This window comes from Leptospira haakeii (assembly GCF_002812045.1).
GTDB classification, from domain to species: Bacteria; Spirochaetota; Leptospiria; order Leptospirales; family Leptospiraceae; genus Leptospira_B; species Leptospira_B haakeii.
Genome location: NZ_NPEG01000001.1, coordinates 1,076,367 through 1,101,783, shown reverse-complemented (window position 1 = coordinate 1,101,783; position 25,417 = coordinate 1,076,367). Strand labels below are relative to the sequence as shown.

The 25,417-nt window shown below is 40.0% G+C and carries 25 protein-coding genes; 4 read left to right on the top strand and 21 right to left on the bottom strand.

Features of this window, described 5'->3' with window-relative positions:
• Positions 1-2 precede the first annotated feature (2 nt).
• A complete protein-coding gene (locus tag CH377_RS05215; protein ID WP_100722709.1) occupies positions 3-941 on the top strand; it encodes a hypothetical protein in 939 nt (312 codons plus the stop codon).
• A gap of 2 nt (positions 942-943) precedes the next feature.
• Here CH377_RS05215 and CH377_RS05210 read toward each other — a convergent pair whose 3' ends face one another.
• From CH377_RS05210 to eat, 5 genes are all read right to left on the bottom strand, one after another.
• Positions 944-1,399, bottom strand: a complete 456-nt coding sequence (locus CH377_RS05210; protein ID WP_100722708.1) for a TIGR04452 family lipoprotein — start codon at positions 1,397-1,399, stop codon at positions 944-946.
• 157 nt (positions 1,400-1,556) lie between these two features.
• Complete coding sequence (locus tag CH377_RS05205; RefSeq protein WP_100722831.1) at positions 1,557-1,787, bottom strand: hypothetical protein; 231 nt, start codon at positions 1,785-1,787, stop codon at positions 1,557-1,559.
• 87 nt (positions 1,788-1,874) lie between these two features.
• A complete protein-coding gene (gene eutC, locus CH377_RS05200; RefSeq protein ID WP_100722707.1) occupies positions 1,875-2,657 on the bottom strand; it encodes an ethanolamine ammonia-lyase subunit EutC in 783 nt (260 codons plus the stop codon).
• Positions 2,654-4,048 carry an ethanolamine ammonia-lyase subunit EutB gene (locus CH377_RS05195; RefSeq protein ID WP_100722706.1) on the bottom strand — a complete coding sequence of 465 codons (1,395 nt, stop codon included), beginning with the start codon at positions 4,046-4,048 and terminating at the stop codon, positions 2,654-2,656. Before CH377_RS05195 ends, eutC begins: the two co-directional genes overlap by 4 nt.
• A gap of 47 nt (positions 4,049-4,095) precedes the next feature.
• Positions 4,096-5,406 carry an ethanolamine permease gene (gene eat, locus CH377_RS05190; RefSeq protein ID WP_100722705.1) on the bottom strand — a complete coding sequence of 437 codons (1,311 nt, stop codon included), beginning with the start codon at positions 5,404-5,406 and terminating at the stop codon, positions 4,096-4,098.
• A 96-nt stretch (positions 5,407-5,502) separates the two neighbouring features.
• Here eat and ilvD point away from each other — a divergent pair, with 96 nt between their 5' ends.
• Both ilvD and CH377_RS05180 read left to right on the top strand, forming a co-directional pair.
• The gene (ilvD, locus tag CH377_RS05185; RefSeq protein WP_100722704.1) at positions 5,503-7,359 is read left to right on the top strand and encodes a dihydroxy-acid dehydratase; all 1,857 of its coding nucleotides are present in this window, start codon (positions 5,503-5,505) and stop codon (positions 7,357-7,359) included.
• A gap of 108 nt (positions 7,360-7,467) precedes the next feature.
• The gene (locus tag CH377_RS05180) at positions 7,468-8,079 is read left to right on the top strand and encodes a hypothetical protein (RefSeq protein ID WP_165780480.1); all 612 of its coding nucleotides are present in this window, start codon (positions 7,468-7,470) and stop codon (positions 8,077-8,079) included.
• A gap of 102 nt (positions 8,080-8,181) precedes the next feature.
• Here the strand turns inward: CH377_RS05180 and CH377_RS05175 are convergent, their stop codons facing one another.
• The 10 genes from CH377_RS05175 to CH377_RS05130 all read right to left on the bottom strand — a co-directional run bounded on the left by CH377_RS05175 (position 8,182) and on the right by CH377_RS05130 (position 16,036).
• Positions 8,182-9,852 (bottom strand): acyl-CoA dehydrogenase family protein, encoded by a 1,671-nt coding sequence (locus CH377_RS05175; RefSeq protein ID WP_100722702.1) that lies wholly within the window; start codon positions 9,850-9,852, stop codon positions 8,182-8,184.
• A 167-nt stretch (positions 9,853-10,019) separates the two neighbouring features.
• The gene (locus CH377_RS05170) at positions 10,020-10,277 is read right to left on the bottom strand and encodes a hypothetical protein (RefSeq protein WP_100722701.1); all 258 of its coding nucleotides are present in this window, start codon (positions 10,275-10,277) and stop codon (positions 10,020-10,022) included.
• A gap of 12 nt (positions 10,278-10,289) precedes the next feature.
• The gene (mltG, locus tag CH377_RS05165; RefSeq protein WP_100722700.1) at positions 10,290-11,309 is read right to left on the bottom strand and encodes an endolytic transglycosylase MltG; all 1,020 of its coding nucleotides are present in this window, start codon (positions 11,307-11,309) and stop codon (positions 10,290-10,292) included.
• A 52-nt stretch (positions 11,310-11,361) separates the two neighbouring features.
• The gene (locus tag CH377_RS05160) at positions 11,362-11,907 is read right to left on the bottom strand and encodes a phosphoribosyl-AMP cyclohydrolase (protein ID WP_100722699.1); all 546 of its coding nucleotides are present in this window, start codon (positions 11,905-11,907) and stop codon (positions 11,362-11,364) included.
• A gap of 89 nt (positions 11,908-11,996) precedes the next feature.
• Positions 11,997-12,350: a single-stranded DNA-binding protein gene (locus CH377_RS05155; RefSeq protein ID WP_100722698.1), complete on the bottom strand. Its 354-nt coding sequence runs from the start codon at positions 12,348-12,350 to the stop codon at positions 11,997-11,999.
• A gap of 161 nt (positions 12,351-12,511) precedes the next feature.
• Entirely contained in the window at positions 12,512-12,814 is a 303-nt protein-coding gene (locus CH377_RS05150) for a hypothetical protein (protein WP_100722697.1), read from the bottom strand.
• Positions 12,799-13,356 carry an RNA polymerase sigma factor gene (locus CH377_RS05145; protein WP_100722696.1) on the bottom strand — a complete coding sequence of 186 codons (558 nt, stop codon included), beginning with the start codon at positions 13,354-13,356 and terminating at the stop codon, positions 12,799-12,801. Before CH377_RS05145 ends, CH377_RS05150 begins: the two co-directional genes overlap by 16 nt.
• 24 nt (positions 13,357-13,380) lie before the next feature.
• Complete coding sequence (locus tag CH377_RS05140) at positions 13,381-13,833, bottom strand: Spy/CpxP family protein refolding chaperone (RefSeq protein WP_207797624.1); 453 nt, start codon at positions 13,831-13,833, stop codon at positions 13,381-13,383.
• Between the two features lie 57 nt (positions 13,834-13,890).
• A complete protein-coding gene (locus tag CH377_RS05135; protein ID WP_100722695.1) occupies positions 13,891-14,562 on the bottom strand; it encodes a response regulator in 672 nt (223 codons plus the stop codon).
• Between the two features lie 196 nt (positions 14,563-14,758).
• Positions 14,759-16,036, bottom strand: coding sequence for a phosphoinositide-specific phospholipase C-related protein (locus CH377_RS05130; RefSeq protein ID WP_207797623.1), 1,278 nt, complete (start codon positions 16,034-16,036; stop codon positions 14,759-14,761).
• Between the two features lie 317 nt (positions 16,037-16,353).
• On the opposite strand from CH377_RS05130, the gene CH377_RS05125 reads away from it, so the two are divergent.
• Positions 16,354-16,809 (top strand): DUF1801 domain-containing protein, encoded by a 456-nt coding sequence (locus CH377_RS05125; protein WP_207797622.1) that lies wholly within the window; start codon positions 16,354-16,356, stop codon positions 16,807-16,809.
• A 5-nt stretch (positions 16,810-16,814) separates the two neighbouring features.
• On the opposite strand, the gene CH377_RS05120 is transcribed toward CH377_RS05125, so the two are convergent.
• The 6 genes from CH377_RS05120 to CH377_RS05095 form a co-directional block, all read right to left on the bottom strand.
• Positions 16,815-18,074: an esterase/lipase family protein gene (locus CH377_RS05120; protein WP_207797621.1), complete on the bottom strand. Its 1,260-nt coding sequence runs from the start codon at positions 18,072-18,074 to the stop codon at positions 16,815-16,817.
• A 125-nt stretch (positions 18,075-18,199) separates the two neighbouring features.
• On the bottom strand, positions 18,200-18,547 hold the full coding sequence (locus CH377_RS05115; RefSeq protein WP_243402059.1) for a CsaA family protein: 348 nt from the start codon (positions 18,545-18,547) through the stop codon (positions 18,200-18,202).
• Between the two features lie 68 nt (positions 18,548-18,615).
• Positions 18,616-19,749, bottom strand: a complete 1,134-nt coding sequence (gene lvrB, locus CH377_RS05110; RefSeq protein ID WP_100722691.1) for a hybrid histidine kinase/response regulator LvrB — start codon at positions 19,747-19,749, stop codon at positions 18,616-18,618.
• A gap of 1 nt (position 19,750) precedes the next feature.
• Positions 19,751-20,194 carry a response regulator gene (locus tag CH377_RS05105; protein ID WP_100722690.1) on the bottom strand — a complete coding sequence of 148 codons (444 nt, stop codon included), beginning with the start codon at positions 20,192-20,194 and terminating at the stop codon, positions 19,751-19,753.
• Positions 20,195-20,200: 6 nt separating this feature from the next.
• The gene (locus CH377_RS05100; protein WP_100722689.1) at positions 20,201-21,991 is read right to left on the bottom strand and encodes an ATP-binding protein; all 1,791 of its coding nucleotides are present in this window, start codon (positions 21,989-21,991) and stop codon (positions 20,201-20,203) included.
• Positions 21,992-22,170: 179 nt separating this feature from the next.
• Positions 22,171-25,308, bottom strand: coding sequence for a SpoIIE family protein phosphatase (locus tag CH377_RS05095; protein WP_100722688.1), 3,138 nt, complete (start codon positions 25,306-25,308; stop codon positions 22,171-22,173).
• Positions 25,309-25,417: the final 109 nt, after the last annotated feature.

Sequence of the window (25,417 nt, the reverse complement as noted above, 5' to 3'; positions counted from 1 at the left end):
TCATGCCCTTTCCGATCCTATTACTATTATTCGGCTACCTAGGTCTGCAATTCCTGCTCAGTGGGCCTTTTATACAACTTCTAGTAAATATAATATCTTTTAGATTATTCAAGTTTCGCTGGTTAACTCCGGGTATTCTACTACCAGGACTTTGGGTTTGGGCCAGACATTTTACTATATTCTTCCCGGGAGAACTCGGAACAGATATAGTTCATGCAAAAGGAAGTTTTGTACATTTTAGGATCTCATTCTCTAATCTATTTAAAGGAAAATTAATATTCAGAGGAGTCAATGTTCGCTCCTTTCACATGGATTACACAAACAGAGTAGAATCCAGGAAGAAGATAGAATATCTTCCCAAAAGAGGAAGGATCCAATTCAAATTGGAGAAAGTTTCGCATTCCAGCATAGACATAGAAGACAAAACATTAACTCCAGTATTCAATATTCAGATCCGTGATATCAAAATAGAGAATGGAGTTTTGGACGCAGGTTCTCCATTAGAAATTCTTTTTAGAAGCAGAATGGGTTCTTGCAGACTCGGGAGAGAAGGTTTACTCAGAACAGGAACACTCAAAGGTGGAGACAGGGGATATCTCACCTTAAGCGGGATCACTTGGGGAGAACTTGCGGGACTGGAAATTATTCCTTTACCTTTATTCAAAAAACAAGTGCATCTTACATTAGAATTTAGACATATAGATGAAAATCATACAGACTTCGAAGGAACCTTATTACATACAGGTTTGGGAGAAGAAGAGGAATCCGAAACTTATCCTTTCCGTTTCGGAGTAGATTGGAATGATTTTAATCTTCCTTTCGATTTAGCTCTTAGGAAATTGATTATGGAATTATTCCTTCAGACCAAGTTAGAAGGTCTGATGGCGAGAACCTTGCAGACGATCGCGAAAGGTATACGATTGTTTTTAGGGAAGGATTGATATTATTTATCCTTTTTAGATTCGCTATCCGAACCTTTTTTTGGACGAGTATCTATAATTTCATTATCAGGACGCAAGTTGCACGTAGAATTAAATGAATACATCACATAAGAATCAAAATCAAATATCGGACCCGAATAGCTTAGTACTTTTGCGCACTCATTTACATCTCGCTTTCTATAATATCTAGATTCATTAAGGCTGATCACCGTTTCGTTGATAAGAGATGCCATAATCACATCAAGAAGTGTGCGAGAGATCAGTTCGTCACCTGTATATCCGTCCGCTTTATTTGTACTATCAGCCAGAAAGTAATCACCTACTCTGGCCGCACCTATGAGTTTCTTTTTAGCCTCGTCTCCTCTGTAAGTTTCGGTAAGTCCGACAGCGTCCCAAATCAGACAATTTGTTATGAAACCAATTGACAATACTGTCAGTATGGTGCCTAACTTTCCCATTTATTTCTCCCAAAATAGCGTAATTTGCGAGTTAATCAATCTAATACGATTGAACAACCATCTATTTTAAAAATTAGAAAATGAGAATTATTTATGATTAATTTCACGAGCCTGGATCAGGCTCGTAATAAATTTATGGGGAGAAGTATCGAGCCGCTTATCTAACTCTTTGGCCCATCCCCTCTACAATCCCGTTCAGTTTAATCAAACCGGAGATCATATCTTTCATAGCAGAACGAAATGCTTTCTTTTGTTCTTCATCCGCTCTTTGAGAAGCGATATCCGCCTTCATAGATTCTAAAGTATCACTAACCAGAGCAAGAATGCCATACATAGGCTCATCTTTGTTCGTGGAATTAATGATAAACTCTATATTGTTCTTATACATCTTTTTTCCCTTTTCGCCTGTTGAGAAGGTTCGAATCATTCCCAACCTAATTCATAGCATAAAATCTATTCCTTTGAGGATAAGGATTCAAGTCGAATTTGTAATATTCGAAAGATTTATCGAATTTTCTAAAAAGTCCGGAGTCATTTCATCTTTTAGATCCACTCCAGAGATACCTCGTTTGAGAGATTCGGAAAGTAAATAAGCGGTTTTTAAGGATGCCTTCTGGAAATCTAAGCCGTCTGGGCGTATATTAGATATACAGTTTCGGCTCTCGTCTGTTTTGCCTAACTTAGGATCAAAGGTCAGATACATTCCTAAACTATCTGCAGAAGTAAGCCCCGGCCTTTCTCCTATGAGTAACACAACTGCCTTGGCTCCTAAAATTTCTCCTATCTCATCTCCAATTGCAACCCTTCCTAATTTCCCCAATACGACTGGTGCGATCTTATATTTTTGTGCGGATAAAATAGGAACCAACACTTGTAAGAATGGAACCAAATTAGAATCGACCGCCTTTGCAGAAAGCCCATCTATTCCGATCAATACAAGATCATACTTTCCCTTTTTGGATTCTAATCTAGATCGAGAGGGTTCCGAGATCCTACGGCCCAAATCAGGTCTCAACAAGTATTCTTCTCTACTTTTTGCTAAACTTTCTACCCTAACTATCTCAGATCCTAATGGTTGGAAAATTTTTTCGATGCCTATACTTATCGTTTCAAAATCAGGTTCTACTAAGACCGCGTCTCTGGCTCTCGCATGATCCAATCTGAATTTTAATAGTTCTGAAGTTGGGATAGAGCCTCCGGACCTTCCTATTCCAATTCTTGCAGAAGTTAAACTTTTCCAAAATTCCTTAGAGTTCATCCGGCCTTATCCTCTAGAATTTCTTCGAGTAAAACTCTGTTCTGGTTTTCTTTAGGCAAAAATTGTTTTGTGGTTTCGAATAAACCTTTCTCCAATAGCCAACTCTCGAATTCAGGCGCAGGTCTTAGTCCAAAAATTTGACGAAGATATAATGCGTCATGGAAAGAAGTACTTTGGTAAGACAACATCACATCATCAGCACCTGGAACTCCCATAATATAATTACATCCTGCGGCCCCTAGTAAGGTTAGTAATGTATCCATATCATCTTGGTCCGCATCCGCATGATTTGTATAACATACATCCACACCCATAGGAAGACCTAAAAGTTTCCCACAAAAATGATCTTCCAATCCTGCTCTTAATATTTGTTTTCCGTTATAAAGATATTCAGGCCCTATAAAACCGACTACAGTGTTCACGAGCAACGGATCGAATTTTTTTGCTACTGCATAAGCTCTCGCTTCCAGAGTTTGTTGGTCCACACCAAAATGAGCGCCCGCAGACAATCCGCTACCTTGTCCCGTTTCAAAATACATTACATTATTTCCGACGGTCCCTCTGTTTAACTCTAAAGCCATCTGTCTGGATTCTTCTAAAATGCTTAAGTTCACTCCGAAACTTTTATTCAAAGCTTCACTTCCTCCGATAGATTGAAATACCAGATCAAGAGGAGCGCCTTCTTCCATCGCTTTCATAGAAGTAGTTACATGACAAAGAACACAGGACTGGGTCGGAATAGAATATTTTTGGATAATGGAATCCAACATCCTAAGAAGTGCAATTACCGTAGGAACATTATCAGTTGCAGGATTAATACCAATTACTGCATCTCCACTTCCTAGTAAAAGTCCGTCCAAGATACTTGCGGCAATTCCTTTAGGATCATCAGTCGGATGATTTGGCTGTAAACGTGCAGACAATCTCCCAGGAAGACCAATTGTGTTTCTAAACTTGGTCACTACAGGAGATTTTTTAGAAACCAAGATTAGATCCTGATTTGACATTAATTTAGAAACGGCAGCGACCATCTCAGGAGTAATCCCATCCCGGATCTCGGAAATCAGTTCTGAGTCAGTATTTTCGTTTAAAAGAAAGTCACGAAATTCACCTACAGTGAAGGAAGAAATTTTAGAAAATGCGGATCGATTATGGGAATCAAAAATTAGTCGGGTGACCTCGTCTTTTTCACCAGGGATCAATTCTATATTCAAAAATTCTGATAGAGGTAGATCCGCCAAGGCCATTTGAGCAGCCACTCTTTCTTCCTGGGTAGAAGCAGCGATGCCTGCTAATTGGTCCCCAGAACGAAGCGGACTCGCTTTCGCCAATAAAGTTTTTAGATCAGGAAATACGTAGGATTTCCTACCAAGGACGGTTTTATAACCCATATTGATTCCCTATCGATCTCATACCAAATCTGAAAAAAGTGCAAGTTTCATTTTGCAAAAATTGAAGTCCTGGCCCATACCAATCCGCTTCCCAAGATCAAAACAAAAATCCCAAATAAGATTGGATGTTGCCATGCAGATACAGCCAATACGATCGCAGACAAAACAAGAGCAATAGAAGGTAGAAGTTTCCCTCCCGGGACCATAAATGGTCTCTCCCTATCAGGTTGTTTTTTTCGGAGCACAAAAAAACTGATCATGGAGCAAAAGTATAATAGCAGAGCTCCGAATGCAGATAATGTGATAAGCTCTGATGTTTTACCTGTGCATAATGCAGCGATCCCGAACGCAGTATTTGCAATCAATGCGTTGGCAGGAGTTTTGAATTTAGGATGGATTTTACCAAAAAATTTAGGAAGAAAGTTTGCTCTTCCGAATTCGAAACTGGCCCTTCCTCCAGCCAAAATAATTCCATGAAAAGAAGCGATCAGACCGAATAACCCGATCGTAATCAAAAGATGAAAAGCCCAACCGGATTCTCCATATAACTTTCGTAATGCGAGAGGCAAAGGATAATCGGAGGCAGCTGCACCAGTTTCCGGATATACGATCATCTCCCATCCTCCTACTCCAATAGAAGAAAAAAATACTAGTCCACAAAGTAGAACTAATGTAGCTAATGCAGATCCGAATCCGATCAGGATATTTTTTTGCGGATCCTTTGTTTCTTCTGCGACATTTGCCACTCCTTCTATCGCCAGAAAAAACCAAACAGCAAAAGGTAAAGAAGATAAGGCTCCAGTCCAACCGTTAGGCAATGGATTTGAGGAAAACTTCTCCCAAGAAAAACTAGGAAGTGTAAGTCCTGAAAATAAAAGTAATTCAAAAACTGCTAATATAGTAATCCCAAACTCGAATGATGCAGCAAATTTTACCCCGAGTATATTCAAACTTGTAAAAAGTAAATAAGCTACTATCGCAATCCAAATGGGATCAATTCCCGGCAAGAATAAGGAGAAGTAAGCTCCGATTGCCGCGGCGATCGCAGGAGGAGCAAATAAAAATTCTATCAACTGAGCGGTACCAACGATATAGGCCCAGGCATTTCCGAGAGCTTCCCTACCGTAGTCGAATGCTCCCCCCGCTTTCGGGATCATACATGCTAACTCTGTGTAGCTGAAAGAAAAACAAACATATAGCAGAATGATCAGTAAGGTGGCAATTCCCAAACCCAAGGTTCCGCCTACCGGTAGACCTAAGTTCCAACCAAAATACATGCCTGAAATTACGTATCCGACTCCTAAACCCCATAATAGCCAAGGGCCCAGAGTTCGACTGAATTCTTCTTTTGATTCCATCTCTGGACTTAATTAGCAAAAACTGTACCTATTCCAAGTTCGTTTCTTCTTTAGGAAAAAACTCGACGTCTAAACTTATACCAGGGAGCATTCAATATGCCTCAGTTAAGATCTCGTACTTCCACCCACGGACGCAATATGGCCGGAGCCAGAGCACTCTGGAGAGCCACCGGTATGAAAGAAGGTGATTTCGGAAAACCGATCATCGCAATTGCAAACTCATTCACCCAATTCGTTCCAGGACATGTTCATTTAAAAGACCTAGGGCAAATGGTCGCGAGAGAAGTGGAGAAGGCAGGGGCCGTCGCAAAAGAATTTAATACCATCGCAGTAGATGACGGTATCGCCATGGGGCATGGCGGAATGTTATACTCTTTGCCAAGCCGTGATCTAATCGCTGACTCAGTTGAATACATGGTCAACGCACATACTGCAGATGCACTTATCTGCATTTCAAACTGTGATAAGATCACACCTGGTATGCTCATGGCAGCTTTACGTTTGAATATACCAACCGTTTTCGTATCCGGCGGACCTATGGAAGCAGGAAAAGTAAACTGGAATGGGGATATCCGAAAATTGGATTTGGTGGACGCAATGGTAGAAGCAGCCAACCAAAATGTTTCAGACGAACTTGTGGAACAAATAGAACGTTCTGCTTGCCCTACTTGCGGATCTTGTTCCGGGATGTTCACTGCAAATTCAATGAACTGTCTTACGGAAGCATTAGGATTGTCTCTTCCTGGTAATGGTTCCACTTTGGCTACTCATGCAGACAGAAAACAATTATTCTTAACCGCAGGAAGATTGATCGTAGATCTCGCAAAAAGATATTATGAACAAGACGATGAGTCTGTTCTTCCTAGAAACATCGCTACTTATGAAGCGTTTCAAAACGCGATGGCGTTGGACGTAGCGATGGGCGGATCCACAAACACTGTACTTCATATTCTTGCGGCAGCACACGAAGCTGGGATCAATTTCAAAATGCATGATATAGATCTTATCTCAAGAAGAGTTCCTTGTGTTTGTAAAGTTGCTCCTGCCACTCAAAAATATCATATGGAAGATGTTCATAGAGCAGGCGGAGTCATTGGAATTCTTTCCGAATTGGACAGAGCCGGTCTAATTCACAGAGACGTACCTACAGTTCATTCAGAAACATTAGGAAAAGCTTTAGAAGAATGGGATATCGTTCGCCAGAACGCAAATTCCAAAGCTTACGCATTATTCTCTGCGGCACCTGGTGGAGTTCCTACAACGGAAGCATTCTCCCAAGACAAACGTTGGCCTGAGCTAGACTTGGACAGAGCGAATGGATGTATCCGTGACGTAGAACATGCTTATTCCCAAGACGGAGGACTTGCAGTTCTTTACGGAAATATCGCGCCTGAAGGTTGTATTGTAAAAACTGCAGGAGTAGACGAATCCATCTGGAAATTCAAAGGCAGAGCCAGAGTGATGGAAAGCCAAGAGGAAGCTGTTGCCAAAATTTTAGGCAACGAAGTGGTAGAGGGTGACGTAGTTGTGATCCGCTACGAAGGTCCAAAAGGCGGACCTGGAATGCAGGAAATGTTATACCCTACTTCTTATCTGAAATCCAAAGGTTTAGGAAAAGCATGTGCGCTTCTAACGGATGGAAGATTTTCCGGAGGAACTTCGGGATTATCTATAGGACATGTTTCTCCAGAAGCGGCAGCTGGCGGAATCATCGGTCTTGTAGAAGAAGGTGATATCATAGAGATCGATATCCCAGACAGATCCATTCATTTAAGAGTGAGTGACGCGGATCTTTCGGATCGCAGAGATAAAATGTTAGATAAAGGAAAGGAAGCTTGGAAACCTAAGTCCAGAAAAAGGACAGTTTCTGCAGCATTGAGAGCCTATGCGGCATTGACAACTTCTGCACATACCGGAGCTGTCAGGGACGTTAGCCAGGTAGAACATCAATAATTTAATGAGACAAAACTATTCCTCGAGTAAGGGAATTGTAAAAGAATAAAACTCCGATGTTTGATAAAAAGACTGGAAACCGATCTTAAAAGAGAGTATCTTCTACTTATGTCGAAAATTGCCCATACTCTCCCTTCTGTACAAACTCCCTCAGAACTGATGGATTTCCTCAAAAAGGAATCTGATAATCCGAACTTTGATCTTTGGTTGGATCAATTATCCGAAAGAGCGAGAGAAGGAGACAAACTAGTTTGGAGTTTTTTATACCAAGCAATCAGAGAAGCAGATTCAGGCAGATTGTCCTGGGGATTTCATAAAAGAGTTCTTTCTGGGATCTTTCATATGCTTTCTCGGATCGGAGATTCTCAGTCTTATAGATTATTCATCAATTATGTTAAGTCCTTGGACAGGACTATTCCGACAGGCGCTCTGGAACTGATCGGAGATCTAATCCCTACATTCAAAGAAATTGATATAGACGAGATCATTTCGATCTCTTCTCTAAATGACCCATTCAAATCTGCATTTGGGATCTATGCTTTGGCTCAGATAGTTTTAGAAGACAGGATCCCGGAAGAAAAAATAGAACAAGTAAAATCGTTCCTAAGAGATTATCATAATCCGAGCTATTATTTGGACCACCTGGTCGAAAGAACTCTCGAGTTTCTGGAAAGGGATAATTCGGATATTCTTGCTTTCGTAGAACAACTCGCTAGCTAAGTAAGCCAAGTGAAGTTTGTTTGATTTCGTTCCTGCGGTCCGCTCATAAAAAAAGGAAGTCTTTCGACTTCCTTTTTTATTCTTCAGAGTTTGAGAAGAAGTTTAAGCAGAGTATTGGTCCATTAGAGATTTTGCAATTACTCTAAGAGCCATTACTTCTTCTGCACCTTCGAAGATGGAGAACACACGAGCATCTACGAAGTAACGAGAAACTGCATACTCTTCTGCATAACCCATTCCACCGTGAATCTGCATTGCTTCTCTTGTCACCCATTCAGCAACTTTAGAAGCGTAGAACTTGATTAAAGTCGCTTCCATCTGCCCTTGATGGTTGTCCAAAAGTTTCGCTACAGTATTAGTAAACTGGCGAGAAGCCTGAACGATCATCGCCATACGAGCGATCTTATACTTGGTTAAGTTATAATCGAAGATTGGTTTTTGGAAAACTTGTCTCTCTTGAGCGTAACGAAGACCAGCTTCTAAAGCTGCTTGCATCACACCATTTGCACGAGCTGCAGTTTGGATCCTTCCACCGGAAAAACCTTCCATTTGGAAATAGAATCCTTTTCCTCTTGCAGGTTCTCCACCGATTAGATTTTCTTCCGGAACGAAATAGTCTTCGAAAGAAACTTCGAATGAGTGCATACCGCGATAACCGATAGTTCCGATCGCTTTACCGGAAATTCTTCCGCCGCCATCTTGTTTATAATCGAATTCATGACCAGTGAAGCTTGGCTTCTCTGCAAGAACGATAGAAAGTCCTTTATGTTTTAATTCAGGATCGGATTCAGTTCTTACAAGAATTAGAAGAAGGTTTGCATATCCTGCAAAAGTACACCAGGTTTTAACTCCGTTGATGGACCAGCCCCCGTCCACTTTTTTAGCGGTTACGGAAACTCCGGCAACATCCGAACCGTAATTAGGTTCAGTTACCATGATACCACCCATCTTCTCTCCGGAAGCGATCAAAGGAAGCCACTTCTCTTTTTGAGCGTCTGTTCCACCTTTTAATAGTGCTTTGGAAAGAATTTCAGGACGAGTGATTAGAGATCCTGCAATCCCCAAAGATCCTCTAGAAAGTTCTTCGGTAACAACAAGCATGGAAATATTATCCGCTTTATCGTTAGGTTGTAATCCGCCGTAATTTTCAGGAATACAAAGACCGAAACATCCCATGTCTCTTAAACCTTGGATGATCTCCTCAGGTACGATATCGTCGTGACGATGAACATGCTCTGCTTTAGGAGCTACAACTTCTTCTGCGAATTGTTTGAAAGTTTGGCGGAACATTTCGTGATCTTCGCTTAGACCATAAGCACCGAAATGCCCTAATGAAACGATAAGATCAGCGATATGATTGTAGTTCTCGATTGCGCTTGCTTCTTCTAAGAACTTGTTCGTAGATTCATCGAATAATTTAGAGATTAGGTCCTGAGTAGAAATACCATATTCGGAAGTTCTGGAGCTAAACTCTGAGCGGATATGAGAAACAACTTCAGCAGCAAAAACCTGAGCCATTAATTTTTCGAGCTCACCTGTTCCGAGAGAATCGTTCCAAGCGTAATCAATAAAGTTTTCTGCGATTTTTTGTTCGGAAGTTAACCAAGCGATTTGGTATTGTACGAATTGGTTCTGGTCCATTTTGGAAACGGAAACTTTTCCATTGGAGCTACATTTAGCCGCTAAGGCCTTGGTTACTTGTTCGATTATTGCTGAAGACTTGCTTAAAGCCTGTTTTGCCGCCGAAGAGTCCGTCGGAGCTTTCGTTGCCATCATTTGTTCCTACCGATTATTGGGAAATATTACTCAAAATACTATAACCTGGGGCCGTTTCGGCCTGTCATTTAAGTTTTTGAACCAAAGTCTCGGGAAGAAATGAGACAGAATCAAGGAAGAAGGTCCTTTCTTCTATCCAATGGAAGCTTGTAGGAGCCCCTAGATCAACCTTCCATATTGCGGACCAGAGAAGATCTGATCTTTAGCAGATTGTTTCGGATCCTTCTCTTTTGATCATCAGTCAGAAGGATCTCTTTTCTTTCCGCCCTATCCAAAACCAAACTCGCTTTTTCCACGAACTCGATGGCTGCGTCACTTGCGGATTCTCTTTTCTGCTGCTTTTCTTTAAAAAGATCCAAAGCCTTTTGGACCTCTTTTAATTGTTCTGTGACAGAAACGATTTCTTCTACAGGGGAACTCATGATTGTAATCCTCTATTCGTAAAGAACGTCGATATACTTCTTCTTAGCTTCGGCATGTTCTTTAAAACTTTTAGAGAAGTAATGGAATCCATCAGGTTTTAATAAGAAGAATAGATACTCTGTCTTAGTTGGCATCAGTGCAGCTTCCAAAGAAGGTTGTCCAGGATTGGAAATAGGACCAGGCGGGTATCCTTTATTCATATAAGTATTATATGGAGAGACGATTTTCAGATCTTTTTCGAAAATACGAGGATGGGGTTTATCAAAAAGATACTGGATAGTAGCACAGGACTCCAAAGGGATATCCTGCTTCAAACGATTTAAAAATACCCCGGCCATTAAAGGTCTTTCCTCATTTTTTTTGGCTTCTCTTTCCACGACCGAGGCAAGCACGACGAGCTCATGAAGTTTTTTAGGATCTAATTCCTTTGCGCCAGGAACCTTCTCCAATCTAACATAAAATCTTTTGATCATCATTCTTGCGATCTTATCCACAGGAAAATTCACAGGAACACTGTAAGTCTCAGGGAATAGATAACCTTCTGCATTATTTGCAGGTATCTTAAACTCTCTTAATAATTCAGTCCTGGAAGCGGCATTTAAAAAATCAGCCCTTGCCTTAATTAAGTTTTTCTTAACTAATAAATCACCTATCTGGCGGTTATTATAACCTTCTGGGACCGTAAATGTGACAAGTTTTACTTTCCCTTCTGTGATCACTTGCAGGATCTTACGAGCATCCATTCCATCATTGATCTCATACAGACCAGCTTTGATCTTTCCTGCGGATCTGGTCGCCTTAATTAGAAAAAGGAAATATTTGGAAGATTTTAATAATCCGTTCTTGGAAAGATTTTCAGTGACTTCTACCGGAGAATCGCCCGGCTCTACGATAATGTCTACCTTGACCTGGCCAGCACCTACAGCCCCTCCTTTTATATCATCCACAACATAAAAGGCAACAGCCCCGGAAAGGGCAAGTATGCCTAATAGAACAACTGATCTTCTCACGAATGTATTTTTAAAAATCATAACCGCATCTGCCTCGTATTTCTATCGGCGAAAATTCCTTTTTACGGAACCTCTACTTCCCCAAAAAAGGGATCTCTGGAACTAAGTTTTTAATCCCAGCTCTATCCTGCTCTCTGAAAAAACAGGAATAATACCCTTCGTGACAAGCTGCACCTTCCTGTTCCACTTCGTACACAATAAAACTTCCGTCCTTGGGTGCTAAGATCCTTTTCAGTTTTTGGATATGTCCGGAAGTATCTCCTTTTCTCCAAAGGTGATTTCTGGATCTGCTAAAATAAATTCCCATGGATTCTTTTTGGCTCAGTTCTAAACTTTCTAAATTGGAGAATGCCTGCATCAAAACCAGGTCCTTCTCATCTTTAGTGATCACGGGAATCAAACCGTCCGAAAATTTAAGGCCATCAAAATTGGAGATTCCGACCAATTCCTTTTCTGCGAAGTCCGGATGAGAGATCAATATGGTGTCTTCGTCGCAGTCTATAAAAGTTTTCACGTTAGTCGGAAGATCATTGCGGAAGATTTCCCATTCTGCTTGGGTCATCCTTCTCAATTCCGAAATTTTTCCGGGTTGCCCCCCGGCCCAAATAATAGTAAGCATTCTTTTCCTACATAAACCAAGGACAGACCAGAACCGTCAAGAAAGGTGAGACCTTGAAAATCCTCCCAAGGCCTCGACCTAGTAGGATGTTATGCCGCTTCTTTTTCTCTTCTATCTCCAAAGCTGTCGAACCGGACCTCGTCCGCTATTACTTTGACCTTGGAACGGGATTGGCCTTCCTGATTTTTCCAGCGATCCTGTTTTAAATGTCCGATTACTGTTACCTTTTTCCCTTTTTTAAGATATTCAGAACAATTTTCAGCGAGCCTTTCCCAAACCTCTACGTCTACGTATGAAACCTCGGGCTCATCTCCTTCTGTTCTTTTGTAGTTATGGTTTACTGCCACCGTAAAATTTGTGACGGATTTTCCGGCTTGGGTTCTCTTTAATTCTGGATCACCGGTTAAAAAACCGTCCAGAACTGTGAGTGATAAATTTTTCATAAACATTCTCCTCCTGGGGAATCTAGGAGCTACGTGTAATAGAATGTTTACTGTGCTTGTGATTTTTTTGGATTTAGCGGACCTTCTCTCGAAATTTTGATTCCGCGAGATTCGTTTCGGACAGAGAGAATGACGGGCCCAAAAACTTGGGCCCGATCTGTTTATTCTTCCAGTGTGGTAAGGTAAGATTCGCCTTCTAAAATAGAAGAAACACCAAGATAATATTCATCTTCTGCGTTGAATTGTCCGGAAAAAGAATACCAGCCGATAGAAATGCCCAAGAGGAGTGCGGCCGCTACCGCTAATACATTTCTGATCGGAAACTGGACTAACTTTTTAGAACTTTCTTCCTTTGTGTATCTGTCGATCACACAAGAAGCTAAATTTTTAGACCAGTTCGGATCTAATTTTCTTTTTTCGATCTCTTCCTTCATTGGCAGACAATCTTTTAATATTTTCCCCATACTTCTCCTCCTTCTCTTTTTTCGGAGTTCTGCATTCTTCGCAACATTTCCTTTCCTCTAGCAGCTCTGGATTTTACTGTTCCAGCTGGAACTCCCAGAACTTCTGCGATCTCTTTTTCAGAATATCCAGAAAGATAATATTGGATCACACTTCTATACGCTTCCGGTAGATTTCCGATCCAAAGTTTTGCTTTTTCCCAAGTAGGAAGATCTTCTCTATCCTCTGGAAGTTCTTTATCAAAAGCGAAACTTCTGGAATCTTCTTCCGATCTTTTTCCGGCCTTCTCTGCCTTGGTTTCTTCTCTCACTAGATTTTCATTCATACGAATGGATTCGTTCCTAGCAATTGTATATAGCCAAGTGGTCAGCTTAGAATCTCCTCTGAACTGACCTTTTTGTAATGCCTTATAAGCGCGAAGATATGTTTCCTGTGCGACATCGTCTATCGCATATGCAAAGCGTTCATACAAGTAACGGGAGATCGCCGCTAAGACGATCTCCCTGGTTTCCTCTACGAAGCGGGAAAATTCTGCCTCTCCCATTTTACCTCCGAAAGACTTTGGAAATTAATCCTCGTCTTCCTTATCGAATTTACTCTGGAACTTAAGGATTAGATCCGCCAGTTTCCCTCTTTGTTCGGGAGTTAATACTGCGTGGAATTCCACTGCCTTTTTGGTGAAAAATACTCTAAGAGCTGCGATCTTTTTCTCTCTTTCTTCGCCCAACTTGTTCCATTTTTCAGGATTCAATTTGTCTGCACGAAGTTCTTCTACTGCTTCCTTAGGGAAGAAGTGTCCGCCCATCTTTAGCTCTTTACGTTTAGCAAGCACGTCTTCTTTAATTTTATCAAGGGTCGCAGCTTGCGCATCAGTTAGATCCAATTCTGATTTAAGTTTTTTGACGATATAATTGGCTCTTTTCTCATGCGACATCCATTTATGATGGCAACCCTGAGTCAGTAGGGCGGTAGTCCCCAACACCAACAAAATCGCGGTTATTTTCGTAATTTTGCGAAACATTCATTTCTCCTCTTTATGCTCCTGGGACCGGAGCCTAAAAAGTCGGTTCCAAAAAAATTAAGAAGAAAGTATGAGAATATCTTCTTCCTTGATCTCATATTTGGAGGCCAGACGGGTCACGAGAGAAGCCAGGAGCTCCTGGGCTTTTTTGTGATAATAAAATTCTTCTCCCACTTCTATGAAGAACTTACGAACTCCTGGTAATTCTTTCAGGATAAACGCAATTTCTTGCGCGATCTTCTCCGCATTTTTTTGGAAAGGGCAACCGACGAGTTTTACCCCGTTTCCATAGGAAACGTTTTGGGTCCTTTCAATAGAGAATGGATATTTCTTTTTATCCACGAGCATGTCTTCGGGAATTTTTAGTACAGAAACAATCTTTTGTAAAAGTTTTTCAGGATCAAAAGGTTTGAGAATATAACCCACAAGTTGTTTGCTATGAGCCGCAGCCATTACATCTTCTTTTTCGTTACTTGCAGTTAAGAAGACAATCGGGGTATTTTTATTCAGATCCGGGACCTTACTTGCTAAGCGGACTCCGGAAAGCACAGGCATCATATTATCCAATAGGATAAAATCGTATTTCGTTTTTCTTAATTTGAGTTCGGCGGCCATTCCATCCACCACATGGTCCACTTCGAAGTTGAACCTTTCCAAAAAATGAATGAGTAATTCTGCAGAAGTCTCATTATCTTCCGCAAATAATATTTTAAAGAAAGGTTGGACCATAAATCTGAAATATTCCCTTAATTAAAGCCCGAGGCCCTCATAAAGGCCGGTTAAAACTTTTATTCTTCGTAAATCATCCGTTTTTATAATGTTTAAGTCGACGATAAAATTAAGGCGAATTTGGCCCAAAAATAAAAAAACGGGACCCCGAATTCTCGAAGATCCCGTTTCGTTTTAAAGCGGAAAGTATATTAAATTATCTTCCGGCTTCCCAGTATCCTTCCGAGTATTGGTCGGTAAGGTTTGCCCATACTTCTGAAACCCCCTTAGCATTTTTTGCCTCTTGGAGTTTTTTGTTCTCGTATGGAGTCACTGGAGAGGAGAAGTTCCAGCCTCTTGCAGAACATGCACTCTTTCCATTTGCCCAATTTCCAGAAGCATCTGTGATCGCCCAGTTTCCGCTTCCATCCTTACAAGCGTAACGATAGCTATTGGAACATTTGTTGTCATTCCAACGTCCGCTTCCTACGATCTGTAAACAATCTTCTGCTCCACCATAATCATTAGGTTCTGCATTATCCCAAGACCAAAGTCCTTGTTTTGCAAAATCAGGACTGAATTGATCGATCCCGAATACGCTAATACCGCAAGCCAACATCTGAGCAATATTATCGTTTGTGAATACTCCACTTTCTTTCACGCCATCATAAATTCCAAAATAGTTGGTGCTATCGTTGAAAACGCGAGTCATAGTGTTATCGTATACACCTCTGGACCAGTTACAGCTAGGGTAACCTTGGAAATCTTTAGGGCTGATCGTATTACTTCCGAAGAAGATCCTTTTTGAGTATTGGTTCCAAGCTCCGTCGTAGCAACCATTGCTCATCATCAAGATCCTTCTGTTAGAAGAAACCATATCCTTGAGTTTAGGCATGTTTGCAGCGCTCGGAATATCTCCACAAGATCCGCTGTATCTGTATAGATAAGGATCTAAATAACTTCTTACAATCCCTAAGAACTCATCCTGTCTTCCGTCCAGATAGTCCTCAAAATAAAGGACCAGAACTTCGTTCCTGTTTTGAGGAGAAGAAATCCAATTACGGATCTCTTCCAATCCTTTGCTCGCAGGACGATCGAATACGTTACATCCTAGATCATCTGATTTAGCGTGACAAAGCAAGAAATCGTTTTTGAAATTCGTGCTTAGATAATAATGAATATCTAATTCTATAAATCGAGCTCCCAATCTCAACTGGTCTGTAATAGATACCTGTTGGTTCGGGAAAGCGTAAGAAAAGAAAGGTCCTGCATACGCCTTGCTATTATAAGAATTGTGTGTGCCATAAAACAAAGCTTTATGCACCGGTAGGTTTGCCGCGACTTGTACTTGTCTTTGCACAGCGAGTGATTTTGCTTCCGTAGACTTTTCGAATATATCGATCGGACTTTCAGTTACCGCTCCCCTACTTGCAAATAAACTAGTCGAAGACAAGCTTATCAACAAAACGGTAAGCATGATTAATTTTCTCTTCATATTTCCATTCACCTTTTTTACTTCTGTGGAAGCATAATATTTCGAAGGCTTAACTTGTAACAAGCTTCTTCTTATAAGTGGCTTATATTGTTTATTTTTATGAAGAACGGTCGTTATTTAAAATATAATAATGAATTAGTGGGACTACAAACAAACAGAGTTAAGTGAGCAGACACTCATATATTATATTTATTTAATGTATTTTCAAAGGAATCCTGACCCATAACTCGTATTCGCTTGCGCAGTTTCGTTTTTCTTGGAATGGAAAGAATGAAAACAACTTGTTTCATTGGAAAAATGCTCCCAAAATGCGAAATATGCCAGCCAAGAAGAAATCCTCAAAAATAAAATCTTCCCCTAAACGAGGGATCAAATATGAAGATAAATCCCCTGGACAACCGGAACTAGTTCCAATTTTTAATGAGATCAAGAAGCTGATGAAACCTTATGTAAAAGGAACTCTTAAAGAATCGGGAGATTCGAAAGGCCAATACGGGTTGATCAGTGAGATGGAAATCGAAGTAAACGGCAAAAAAAAGCCGGAAGTTTATTTCGCGGGAGCGCTCGTCCAGAAAGGATATGTCGGATTTTATTTTATGCCAGTGTATTCGGAACCCGGATTAAAAAACGTTTTACCACAAGAACTCCTGAAGTGTTTAAAAGGCAAAAGTTGTTTTTATATAAAGAAGAAGGACCCAATCCTTCTCTCTCAAATCAAAGATGCCTTAAAATTAGGATACGAAGATTATAAGAAGAAGGGCTGGGTAAAATAAGAACCTTACTTTCCTAGAAAAATCTTTAAGAAATATTCTCTCAACTCGGGAGAAGGCATAATCTGATAATGAGATAATCCTTTTAGGATCTTTACTCTAGTTTCCGGATTGGACTTCTTACGAAATACTGAATCGCTAAAAAGAGTAAGACTTGGTTTTTCTACGATCCCATCTCCGATCCAAGAAGACCAGTCTCCTTCTTCCTCCGAAACAAAACTGTAGATCTGATACGCATCTATCTCGTCTAGTTCTCCGAAATATTTATCTTTTGCGTATCTTCCTAGATGTGTTCCTTCTTTCCAATCTTCTTCCCTTATAATCCCGTGGGAAAGATCCTTCATTGCCTCACTTCTTTGGTTTCCAATATACCCGACTAACTGCACCGGAAACACTGGCAAAGCTTCGGCTCCGAGTCCCAACCAGAATCCTACTTTTTCAATATAGGAACCTCCGTCCGGAGAACTTATAAATAATACTTTTTTAATATTACTAGAAAGTGAATTTCCTTCCTTTTTGGAAGAATAGAGGGCGCTTCTAAAAACGAGTCCTCCTTGGCTATAGGTAACTACATCGAATCTTTTTTGTTTTAATTCCGGATCTTCCAGGACCTTTCTTACCAACTCCAAAAGTTTGGAGCCGTTCTCGGAGATATGAGCCCCGGGATTGAATCGAAGATAAAAAGGATAATAATTTTCTTTTATTAGAATTTCGGAGAAGGAAGGTTCTCCGTTCTTAATCCAAAGTCCTTCGTCACAAAATAAACCTGGTATACAAAGGATCGGATTTTTTGATCCTGATTTTTTCCAATCTGCCAATACTTCTTCCGGGCTTACATCTTTTCCGTCTAAACGAAAAGATGCTTGGATCTCCGAAGTAGTGATCATTCCTGCGAAAGAATCTCCCACTACGCTGGAAACGGAAATATTCTCGAATACCTTTCTTTGTATCAAAGATTCTGTTTCACTCAATGCCTCTAATGCGGTATGCATTGCTTGTGCAGTAGACTCGAATGCTTTGGATAGGCCTTCTTCCGTTTTACTTCCTGCTTCTCCCAAAGATTTTCCCGCATCCTTCAAAAATTCTCCTAGGCGAGTTCCATTTACCGTAGGTGCTTCCGAAATTTGGGATAAACTTTTTGCACACCATTCGAATGAACCTGTGAGTGCGGACTTAACTCCGGATAGAACTCCGAGAGAAGTATCCCTTGCGAATGAAACTGCGAATTTTCCCAACTTCATGCTGGGTTCTGTTGGTTTATATGGCATATTTTGAATTCTTAATTGGTTAGCGCCGCTTCACTATACGTAAAAACCGCGGGCCGTCAAGGGAGAAAGATAGAAGAAATCAGTTATTCAGAAGCCTGAAAGGCTTCTGAATTTTTAAGATTCGATTAACAAGCGAGTTGAACGAAGCTGATTGCGTCCGACTTACTGAACTCTTCCTCTTCTTCTACAAAGCCTAGGAACAAAGCTTGAGCTCGCATTCTTGCAATATTAGCAGAGGGATAGTCCATCACACAAAGTGTTTGTTTTCCCAAAAAGTCTTTCTCTTCTCCGAGAGAAAGTATGGGTTCGCTTGATTTGCGGACTCCGGTATTCTCACCGAAATCCAAGATCAATCTATAAGCCTTTTCCCCATGATCGAGAAGTAATTCGAAACCGATTACTTTACCGACTCTTAAGTCTAGATCGGTAAAAGGTTTTTCCGAAACTAAGTTTGTATATTCAGTCGATTCCATTATCTAGTATAACCATTCGCAGATAATTATTTGACAAAAAAATTACGAAGAAGATCCAAAAATCGTTGTTAGACTGCGGGCAAATCCAGAAAAAATCTAGTGTATTCGTTGGTGGCACTTTCGAAAGAAAGAAATCCTCCATGTTCTTTCACAATCCCAAGACTGACAGAAAGTCCTAGACCGGTGCCCTTATCTGCTCCTTTAGTAGTAAAGAATGTATTGAAGATGGATTTACCGATTTCCTGAGGGATTCCTGAGCCCAGATCCTCTACACTGATCCTGACCCAGGACTTACCACCGATCTCTTCCGGTTTAGCCGAGATGATCATTCGTTTATTCTCATCATATTCCGGATAACGTTGGTTTAACGCATCTATTCCGTTATTGATCAAATTCAAAAGTACCTGAAGTATCTGTCCCTCTTTACACATTACGGATGGAAGATCTGTATGCACATCTATCTCCAATTGGATACGGCTCATCTTTAATCTTTGTTCTGCAATAGAACGAGTCTTGGATATTAATGCAAAAACGCTCACCGCTTCGAAGGCAGCTTTTTCCTGTCTGGCAAATCTAAGTAGATCTTTTACCATTACGGAAATTCTTTCCCCTTCTTGTTTGATCTTAGATGCGATCTTTTGAGCCTTATCTATATCCATTTCTCCTTTAGAGATCAATTGAGCATAATCTATGATAGCCATGATTGGGTTATTGATCTCATGAGCCATTGCCCCCGCCAAAAATCCCATCGCCTCTACCTTCTGGCTTTGTCTGAGTTGTTCTTCTATTTCAAACTTCTCTTGTTCCGCCCGTCTTAAAGCCTTATGCTCTTCTATTTCTCGAATAGCTCTTCTTAATGCGGGGACAAGTTTTACTAATCTGTCTTTCAGAACGTAATCGGTTGCGCCTCTAGTCAGAGTTTGGATGGCCGCATCTTCTCCGTATGTTCCTGAAACGAATATAAAAGGAGTCGTAGGGCATTGTTCCTTTGCGATGGTTAATGCTGATAATCCATCAAAATTAGGAAGTGAGTAGTCCGAAAAAATAAAATCAGGCTTCTCGTCTTCGATTGCCCTTAGGTATTCGTCCCTATCTTGAGCGTGGACAGGAATATACTCTACCCCTCCCCTTTTTAACTCTCTTTGGATAAGCTCTAGATCGGTAGAAGAATCTTCTAAAAAAAGGAACTTTAGCGTCTTCATATCAATGCACCGATTTATTTAATATACACCAATATTGTCCAATTTCAGATACTGTTACGATTAGCTTTTCAAATTCAACAGGTTTGATTATATAACTGTTTACGCCTAGTTTATAACTTTCTACTATATCTTTCTCTTCTGCCGAAGAGGTTAACATTACTACAGGGATCGTTCTCAATTTTTCGTCGGACTTAATCTCTCTTAGCACCTCGAGGCCGTCCACCTTTGGCATTTTTAGATCCAATAATACGAATAATGGTTTTCCACCTGATTCTCTCCCTTCGTATCTTCCTCTACAAAACAAAAACTCTAGAGCTTCCTCTCCATCTTTGACATGAAAGACTTGATTTACTAAATTATTTTTTCTGAAACCTCTTAAAGTAAGTTCCGCATCGTTCGGATTGTCCTCCGCATAAAGTATATCATAGTTTCCCGATTGATTCATTTTTCTCTATTCCTTGCTCGGTATTGTAAAATAAAATGTGGCACCTTGTCCCATCTTTCCTTCTGCCCAAACTTTTCCACCATGTCTTTGGACGATCCTGTCTACGATCGCAAGCCCAATTCCGGTTCCTGTAAATTCCTCGTTTGAATGTAATCTTTGAAATACTTTAAAAAGTTTATGAGAATATTGATCATCGAAACCAACTCCATTATCTTTTACAAAGAATGTGCGATTCCCTTCTCCGCTTAAAAAACCTATCTCCACGAAAGGATTTTGCGATTTAGAAGAATACTTATATGCATTTGAAATTAGATTCAACCAAACCTGCTTTAACATGGAGGCATCACCTCTTACCGGAGGAAGTTCCGAAATTTCCACTATCGGGCTTCTGGATCCGTATTCCTGATTAATGATCTCTATCGAATCGGAAACCATATGTTTCATATTTATTGAATCCGATTTTGGTTCCAATTTGGACACACGATAGAATGCGAGTAGGTCATCTATCAACTGACCCATAAATTTTGAATTAGTTGCAATCACATTCAAAAGCCTTAAAGCTTCCGGCTCTAATACTGTGGAATAATCCTCCAACATTATCTTCGTAAATCCGTCTATTCCACGGATAGGGGCCCGCAAATCATGGGACACAGAGTAACTAAATGCCTCCAATTCCCGATTAGCATATTCTAATTTTCGAATATTATCCTCTAGATCTTGGTTTAATTGGTTTATCTGAAATTCTTTCAAATTCCTTTCGGTCACATCCAACCATTCAACCACACTACCCAGCCTTTCCCCAGAAGAATCGATCACTGGATCTGCACTCAGATTAAACTGTCTCCCACCAATGGAAACAGAACTTTTATAAGTATTGGTAAATGTAGAAAGTATATGCCTTTGTTTTTCGGGAGTAATATGAAAGGAATCTATACATGATCCAATCAATGCCTCAGGAGTGAAATCAGGGTATTGGTTACGAATATTCTCCTGTGCTGCTTGGAACATACTCACAATCGAACGGTTCGTGTAGACAACATTAAGATCGTTGTCCGCTATCATGATATTGCTGGATGCGCAATCCAAGGCGGATTTGATCATTAAAATCTCTTTATAGAAATTTTCTTTTTCAGAAAGTGTATGTTCCAGGAGATTGTTCTTCTCAAAAAGTATATTTTCCGCCTCTATTCTGCGATCGGATTCCTTCTTTAAGAATCTATAAAGTACGGCTAAGATGAGTATATTAAAAGAGGTCGATACGAATAAGACCCAATCCGCGATATTCTCCTTCAATTTAGAGTCGTAGACCCTTTCAGCGAGAAGTGAAATCTCTTTTTCTTTCAGTCCTTCGATGGAACGGTCGATCTCATTCTCGAGTATTGCGTTTGCAGTTTCTTTTTCTTTGTTATTTAATACAGAGGGACCTATCTCCTGGATCAGTTCATCCCTTTTTGTAAGTAATTTTTCTAACTCAAAAAGACCGGTCTGCTGGATAGAATTATCTCTGGTGATATATTTGAGTTCACCAAGTTTGAAGAATAAATTCTGTTTCTCAGTTTTATAATATTCCAGGTCTTCTTTTTTCCCCGAAGCCAAAAAGAGCAAAAATCGGATCTTAGTTTCTTTTACGGTAGAAGCCAAATTCTCTAATCTGGAAAGTACATTGAAAGTATGAGATTCCCAATCTTTTGATTGGGTTAGATTCCTACTGCTGACCCAAGAAGAAACGCCAATCAATAGGCCTAAAAAACCTATTCCAACAATTCCGAATCTCAGTTTAGAATCATATGAGAGCATGATAAAGAAAACATAGATTAAAAGTTTATAATCTTTTAATTCTATTTCATGTTTTATCCGCGTATTTTAATTTTTTTGACCCGATTTTGCAAGATATTTACATAGTTTGGACAAAATTAATTTCCTAAACCAATTTTAGTCTTTTAGTCTCTTGATTAAGTCACATTAGATAGAAAGATTTATATTTTATCTAAAGCTTGTCTGATCTTTATAACCTGAGAATTTTCCGGCTCTAGTCTCTGAGCTTCTCTCAAAAGTTGTTTTGCTCTTTCATAATTTCTTAAAGCGATTGAGATCCTAGTCAAATTGATCAAATTTCTAACATGATCAGGCTCTCTTAAGAGTAATCTTTCGCCGAAATCTTGGGCTTTTTGGAATTGTTTGGCTCTTCTTGCTACGTACGAAGCAATAAATAGTATTTCTTTATCCACCGGGCGAATATTCAAATATTCTTCTGCAAATTGTGCAGCCTTGGCATAATTCTTTAATCGAACATGATACTTAAGTAATCCTTTTTTTACTTCAGGTAGACGATTGTCTAGTGAGTCCGCTTCTTCTAAGAAAGATAATGCTTCTTTGATATTCTTATCTTGAGATCTTTCTTTGGCTTTGCGAAGAAGTTGTCTGATCTTTTCCTTCTCTTGGGTTCTTTCGATCCCTCCTTCTTCTTTGAAAGAGATTCGGACTAAGGATAGGTCATCTGTTAGGGAACCTACTTTTTTTATAGATTCGTATATATTAGAGAGTTCTCCGTTTCCTTCTTCTATCAACTTTAAGAAAAGTTTTTCATTATCGTTGATAATCCTTGCGCCTTCTTCGTCGTTTCCTAAAAGAATATCGTCTCTTCCGTCCGAGCCCGCAATTATCACATCACCAGGTAATAATTGGAATGTTTTCACTGAAATTTTTCCATCCATTCCAGTGGTTCCCAATTTTCTGAACATAAGATCTTGTTCTATAAAATCCGCTTTTCCATCTCGATAGAGTGCTGTCCAAGGATGCTCTGCATTAATATAATATAATGTTCCAGAATCTTCGTCTATTAGCCCGATCACTGAAGATACGAGCATCGAACCCTCAAAACTTTCGAACACTTTATGCAATTCTATAAATGCGTTTTTAAGCCATCTTTCCGGAGATTGCTCTTTCATAGATCCTACGATCCGGGTTCTCTCTATAATGGATTCGCAAACTGCCCCTAAAACTAAGGCTCCTCCTGCTCCTTGCATAGATTTGCCCATAGCATCCGCATTTAAGAATACTATATAACGTTGGCCTCTGAGTGTGATCTGGTTAGAGATATTCATGTCTCCGCCGATCTCATCGTTAAATCTTCGGAAGCTGAATTTTTTCTTTTGTTCTATTAAAAAGTCTACTTTGACGTTTTCAGATGAAGCCTTGTTTGCTCCTAAAGGTTTGATCAGAAGTGAGGTAAGGAAATAGTCCCCGTCCTGTTGTTGTTTGAGTTCTTTCACCTCGTCCAAGGTTTTTTCTAACTCTTTTGTTCTGTCTTTTACCTTCTCTTCCAGCTCGTCAGCGTATTGCTCTAGTCTTTTTCTGGCGGCTTGGATACTTCTAGCCATTTTATTGAATGACCTGGCGATAAATCCGATCTCATCTTCTACTCTAGGAGTCAGCCTATATTCTAAATTCCCTGAATTTACTTCGGTTAATCCTACAACCACCTCATCCATAGGAACTACGATCGCATTTTGGAAAAAGAACCTAAATCCTATCACGATAACAAAGAATGTCAGGACCATAGAAGCCACTAAGATAAAACTTGGATCATGGTGGAATATTCGATAGTCCTTATATTCGAATCCGACCTCATATATTTTCCCATTCAGATTCGGAGCAAAATAATAGGAAAGATACATTACTGGTTTAGGATCGGAAGGAGAATAAATCCTAGTGCCTCGATAGATCCTTTCTCCCACAAAATGAATCGGGGCCAAAGAATTTAGCACTATCTTTGAGACCTGCTCGGCGGGTTTATCCGAATTTACCGCCTGAATTGCGGATTGTTTCACATAAGCCAGGGTCTCGGACAATCCTACATCAGGAGAAACTAGCAATCCTTCGATAGATTTTTGTTTTTTGCGATCAGGAAGCCTAGAGTATTTATTTCGGATAATATTCAGTTTTCCATATATTCCTCGGAAATATCCCTCCATATCGGAGTCTTCTACTGTTTCATCATTTTTTGATTTTAGAAAAGCGCGAATACCGGCAGCATAAGCTTTAAATTCATTCGGAGAAGTTTCCAAAATTTTTTCCGTTCTTTCTAATCTTTCTTTTGCAGGCAAACTTCCTACATTGGAGATCTTTTGTTTTTCCTTGAAAAAACGGACTTCTAACTCATCTTCTTTTTTAAATCTAGGATCTTTATTTCCTCTTTCCGATCGGAACTCATTCTTCTCTGGATCGTAGGAAACTATATAAGCCAAGCCTTGCGGATCTTTCTGTTCCTGAACTGCAATAGAACTATCTCTTCTTTTCATATCATCGTAAGTTCTCTCATATCCATTCAGGATAGAATAGCCTACCAATTGATAACATACAAAGAATGTAGCTAAAGAGACTCCGATGATCCTATTCAAGATCGTGGTTCTTTCTTTCGTAGCGTTCACATACACGATCATGATCAAGAACATCCCAGTAACCATTCCAAGGTTGAAGGATTGTTGGTATGTTGCTCGTGCGACTGTTCCGTTTCGACTAAGCGCGTTTAAAATTCCGGGAACTACTGTGATCACAGCATAGCTAAGAAGAATATAAATTACGGACCTTCTCTCTTTTCCAGTCTCTATGATCGCCTTCCAGATCCCGATCACGAGATAACATACTTCATAGAATAAGATTACATATATGAAATAACTGTAAAATACATGGACCTCATAATCCCAGTAATGACTTCCAGGAACAAAAGATCTAGGAGCGTCCCAACAAATGAAAACATAATATCCAGTGACTACTAACACTCCTAAGTAAAGAAGCCAGTAGAAGATCAAACCTGGTAGGATCCCTTTCTTTCTAGGCTCCGGGAAATAGATGAAAAATCCCACTAATTGGGTAAAACTCATCAGCGGTCCTGCAACTGCGATGACCCTATGAAAAATTGTGCTCTCCTCAAAGGAAATAAAGCCCCAAAAATATCCTATATTATGGAAAACTGTGGTTAAAGCACAGACTCCCAAATGAAAGGCAGCCATACTTCTCTCTTTAATTGTAAGAAAGAAGAAGCCTGAATATAAGAAGTACAGAACGATTAAGATCGAACCGAAAGAGTAGAAGTTAAAAAATAACGGATCCATTGATTGGTATAGAAAGTAAGTCCCGGAAGCTTAGAGTAACGATCCGACTCGGATCAAGCGTAATTTATTTCCAAAATTTTGTATGACTTCTTAGATTTGTCGGAATTCC

Coding starts and splice junctions, on each gene's coding strand:
- ilvD (WP_100722704.1), top strand. CDS start 5,503: ATGCCTCAGTTAAGATCTCGTACTTCCACCCACGGACGCAATATGGCC.
- CH377_RS05130 (WP_207797623.1), bottom strand. CDS start 16,036: ATGAAGAGAAAATTAATCATGCTTACCGTTTTGTTGATAAGCTTGTCT.
- eat (WP_100722705.1), bottom strand. CDS start 5,406: ATGGAATCAAAAGAAGAATTCAGTCGAACTCTGGGCCCTTGGCTATTA.
- mltG (WP_100722700.1), bottom strand. CDS start 11,309: ATGATTTTTAAAAATACATTCGTGAGAAGATCAGTTGTTCTATTAGGC.
- CH377_RS05180 (WP_165780480.1), top strand. CDS start 7,468: ATGTCGAAAATTGCCCATACTCTCCCTTCTGTACAAACTCCCTCAGAA.
- CH377_RS05135 (WP_100722695.1), bottom strand. CDS start 14,562: ATGGTCCAACCTTTCTTTAAAATATTATTTGCGGAAGATAATGAGACT.
- CH377_RS05160 (WP_100722699.1), bottom strand. CDS start 11,907: ATGCTTACTATTATTTGGGCCGGGGGGCAACCCGGAAAAATTTCGGAA.
- CH377_RS05215 (WP_100722709.1), top strand. CDS start 3: ATGCCCTTTCCGATCCTATTACTATTATTCGGCTACCTAGGTCTGCAA.
- CH377_RS05115 (WP_243402059.1), bottom strand. CDS start 18,547: ATGGAATCGACTGAATATACAAACTTAGTTTCGGAAAAACCTTTTACC.
- CH377_RS05125 (WP_207797622.1), top strand. CDS start 16,354: ATGCCAGCCAAGAAGAAATCCTCAAAAATAAAATCTTCCCCTAAACGA.
- CH377_RS05120 (WP_207797621.1), bottom strand. CDS start 18,074: ATGCCATATAAACCAACAGAACCCAGCATGAAGTTGGGAAAATTCGCA.
- CH377_RS05170 (WP_100722701.1), bottom strand. CDS start 10,277: ATGAGTTCCCCTGTAGAAGAAATCGTTTCTGTCACAGAACAATTAAAA.
- CH377_RS05100 (WP_100722689.1), bottom strand. CDS start 21,991: ATGCTCTCATATGATTCTAAACTGAGATTCGGAATTGTTGGAATAGGT.
- CH377_RS05155 (WP_100722698.1), bottom strand. CDS start 12,350: ATGAAAAATTTATCACTCACAGTTCTGGACGGTTTTTTAACCGGTGAT.
- CH377_RS05150 (WP_100722697.1), bottom strand. CDS start 12,814: ATGGGGAAAATATTAAAAGATTGTCTGCCAATGAAGGAAGAGATCGAA.
- lvrB (WP_100722691.1), bottom strand. CDS start 19,749: ATGAAGACGCTAAAGTTCCTTTTTTTAGAAGATTCTTCTACCGATCTA.
- CH377_RS05095 (WP_100722688.1), bottom strand. CDS start 25,308: ATGGATCCGTTATTTTTTAACTTCTACTCTTTCGGTTCGATCTTAATC.
- CH377_RS05145 (WP_100722696.1), bottom strand. CDS start 13,356: ATGGGAGAGGCAGAATTTTCCCGCTTCGTAGAGGAAACCAGGGAGATC.
- CH377_RS05195 (WP_100722706.1), bottom strand. CDS start 4,048: ATGGGTTATAAAACCGTCCTTGGTAGGAAATCCTACGTATTTCCTGAT.
- eutC (WP_100722707.1), bottom strand. CDS start 2,657: ATGAACTCTAAGGAATTTTGGAAAAGTTTAACTTCTGCAAGAATTGGA.
- CH377_RS05175 (WP_100722702.1), bottom strand. CDS start 9,852: ATGGCAACGAAAGCTCCGACGGACTCTTCGGCGGCAAAACAGGCTTTA.
- CH377_RS05105 (WP_100722690.1), bottom strand. CDS start 20,194: ATGAATCAATCGGGAAACTATGATATACTTTATGCGGAGGACAATCCG.
- CH377_RS05205 (WP_100722831.1), bottom strand. CDS start 1,787: ATGTATAAGAACAATATAGAGTTTATCATTAATTCCACGAACAAAGAT.
- CH377_RS05140 (WP_207797624.1), bottom strand. CDS start 13,833: ATGTTTCGCAAAATTACGAAAATAACCGCGATTTTGTTGGTGTTGGGG.
- CH377_RS05210 (WP_100722708.1), bottom strand. CDS start 1,399: ATGGGAAAGTTAGGCACCATACTGACAGTATTGTCAATTGGTTTCATA.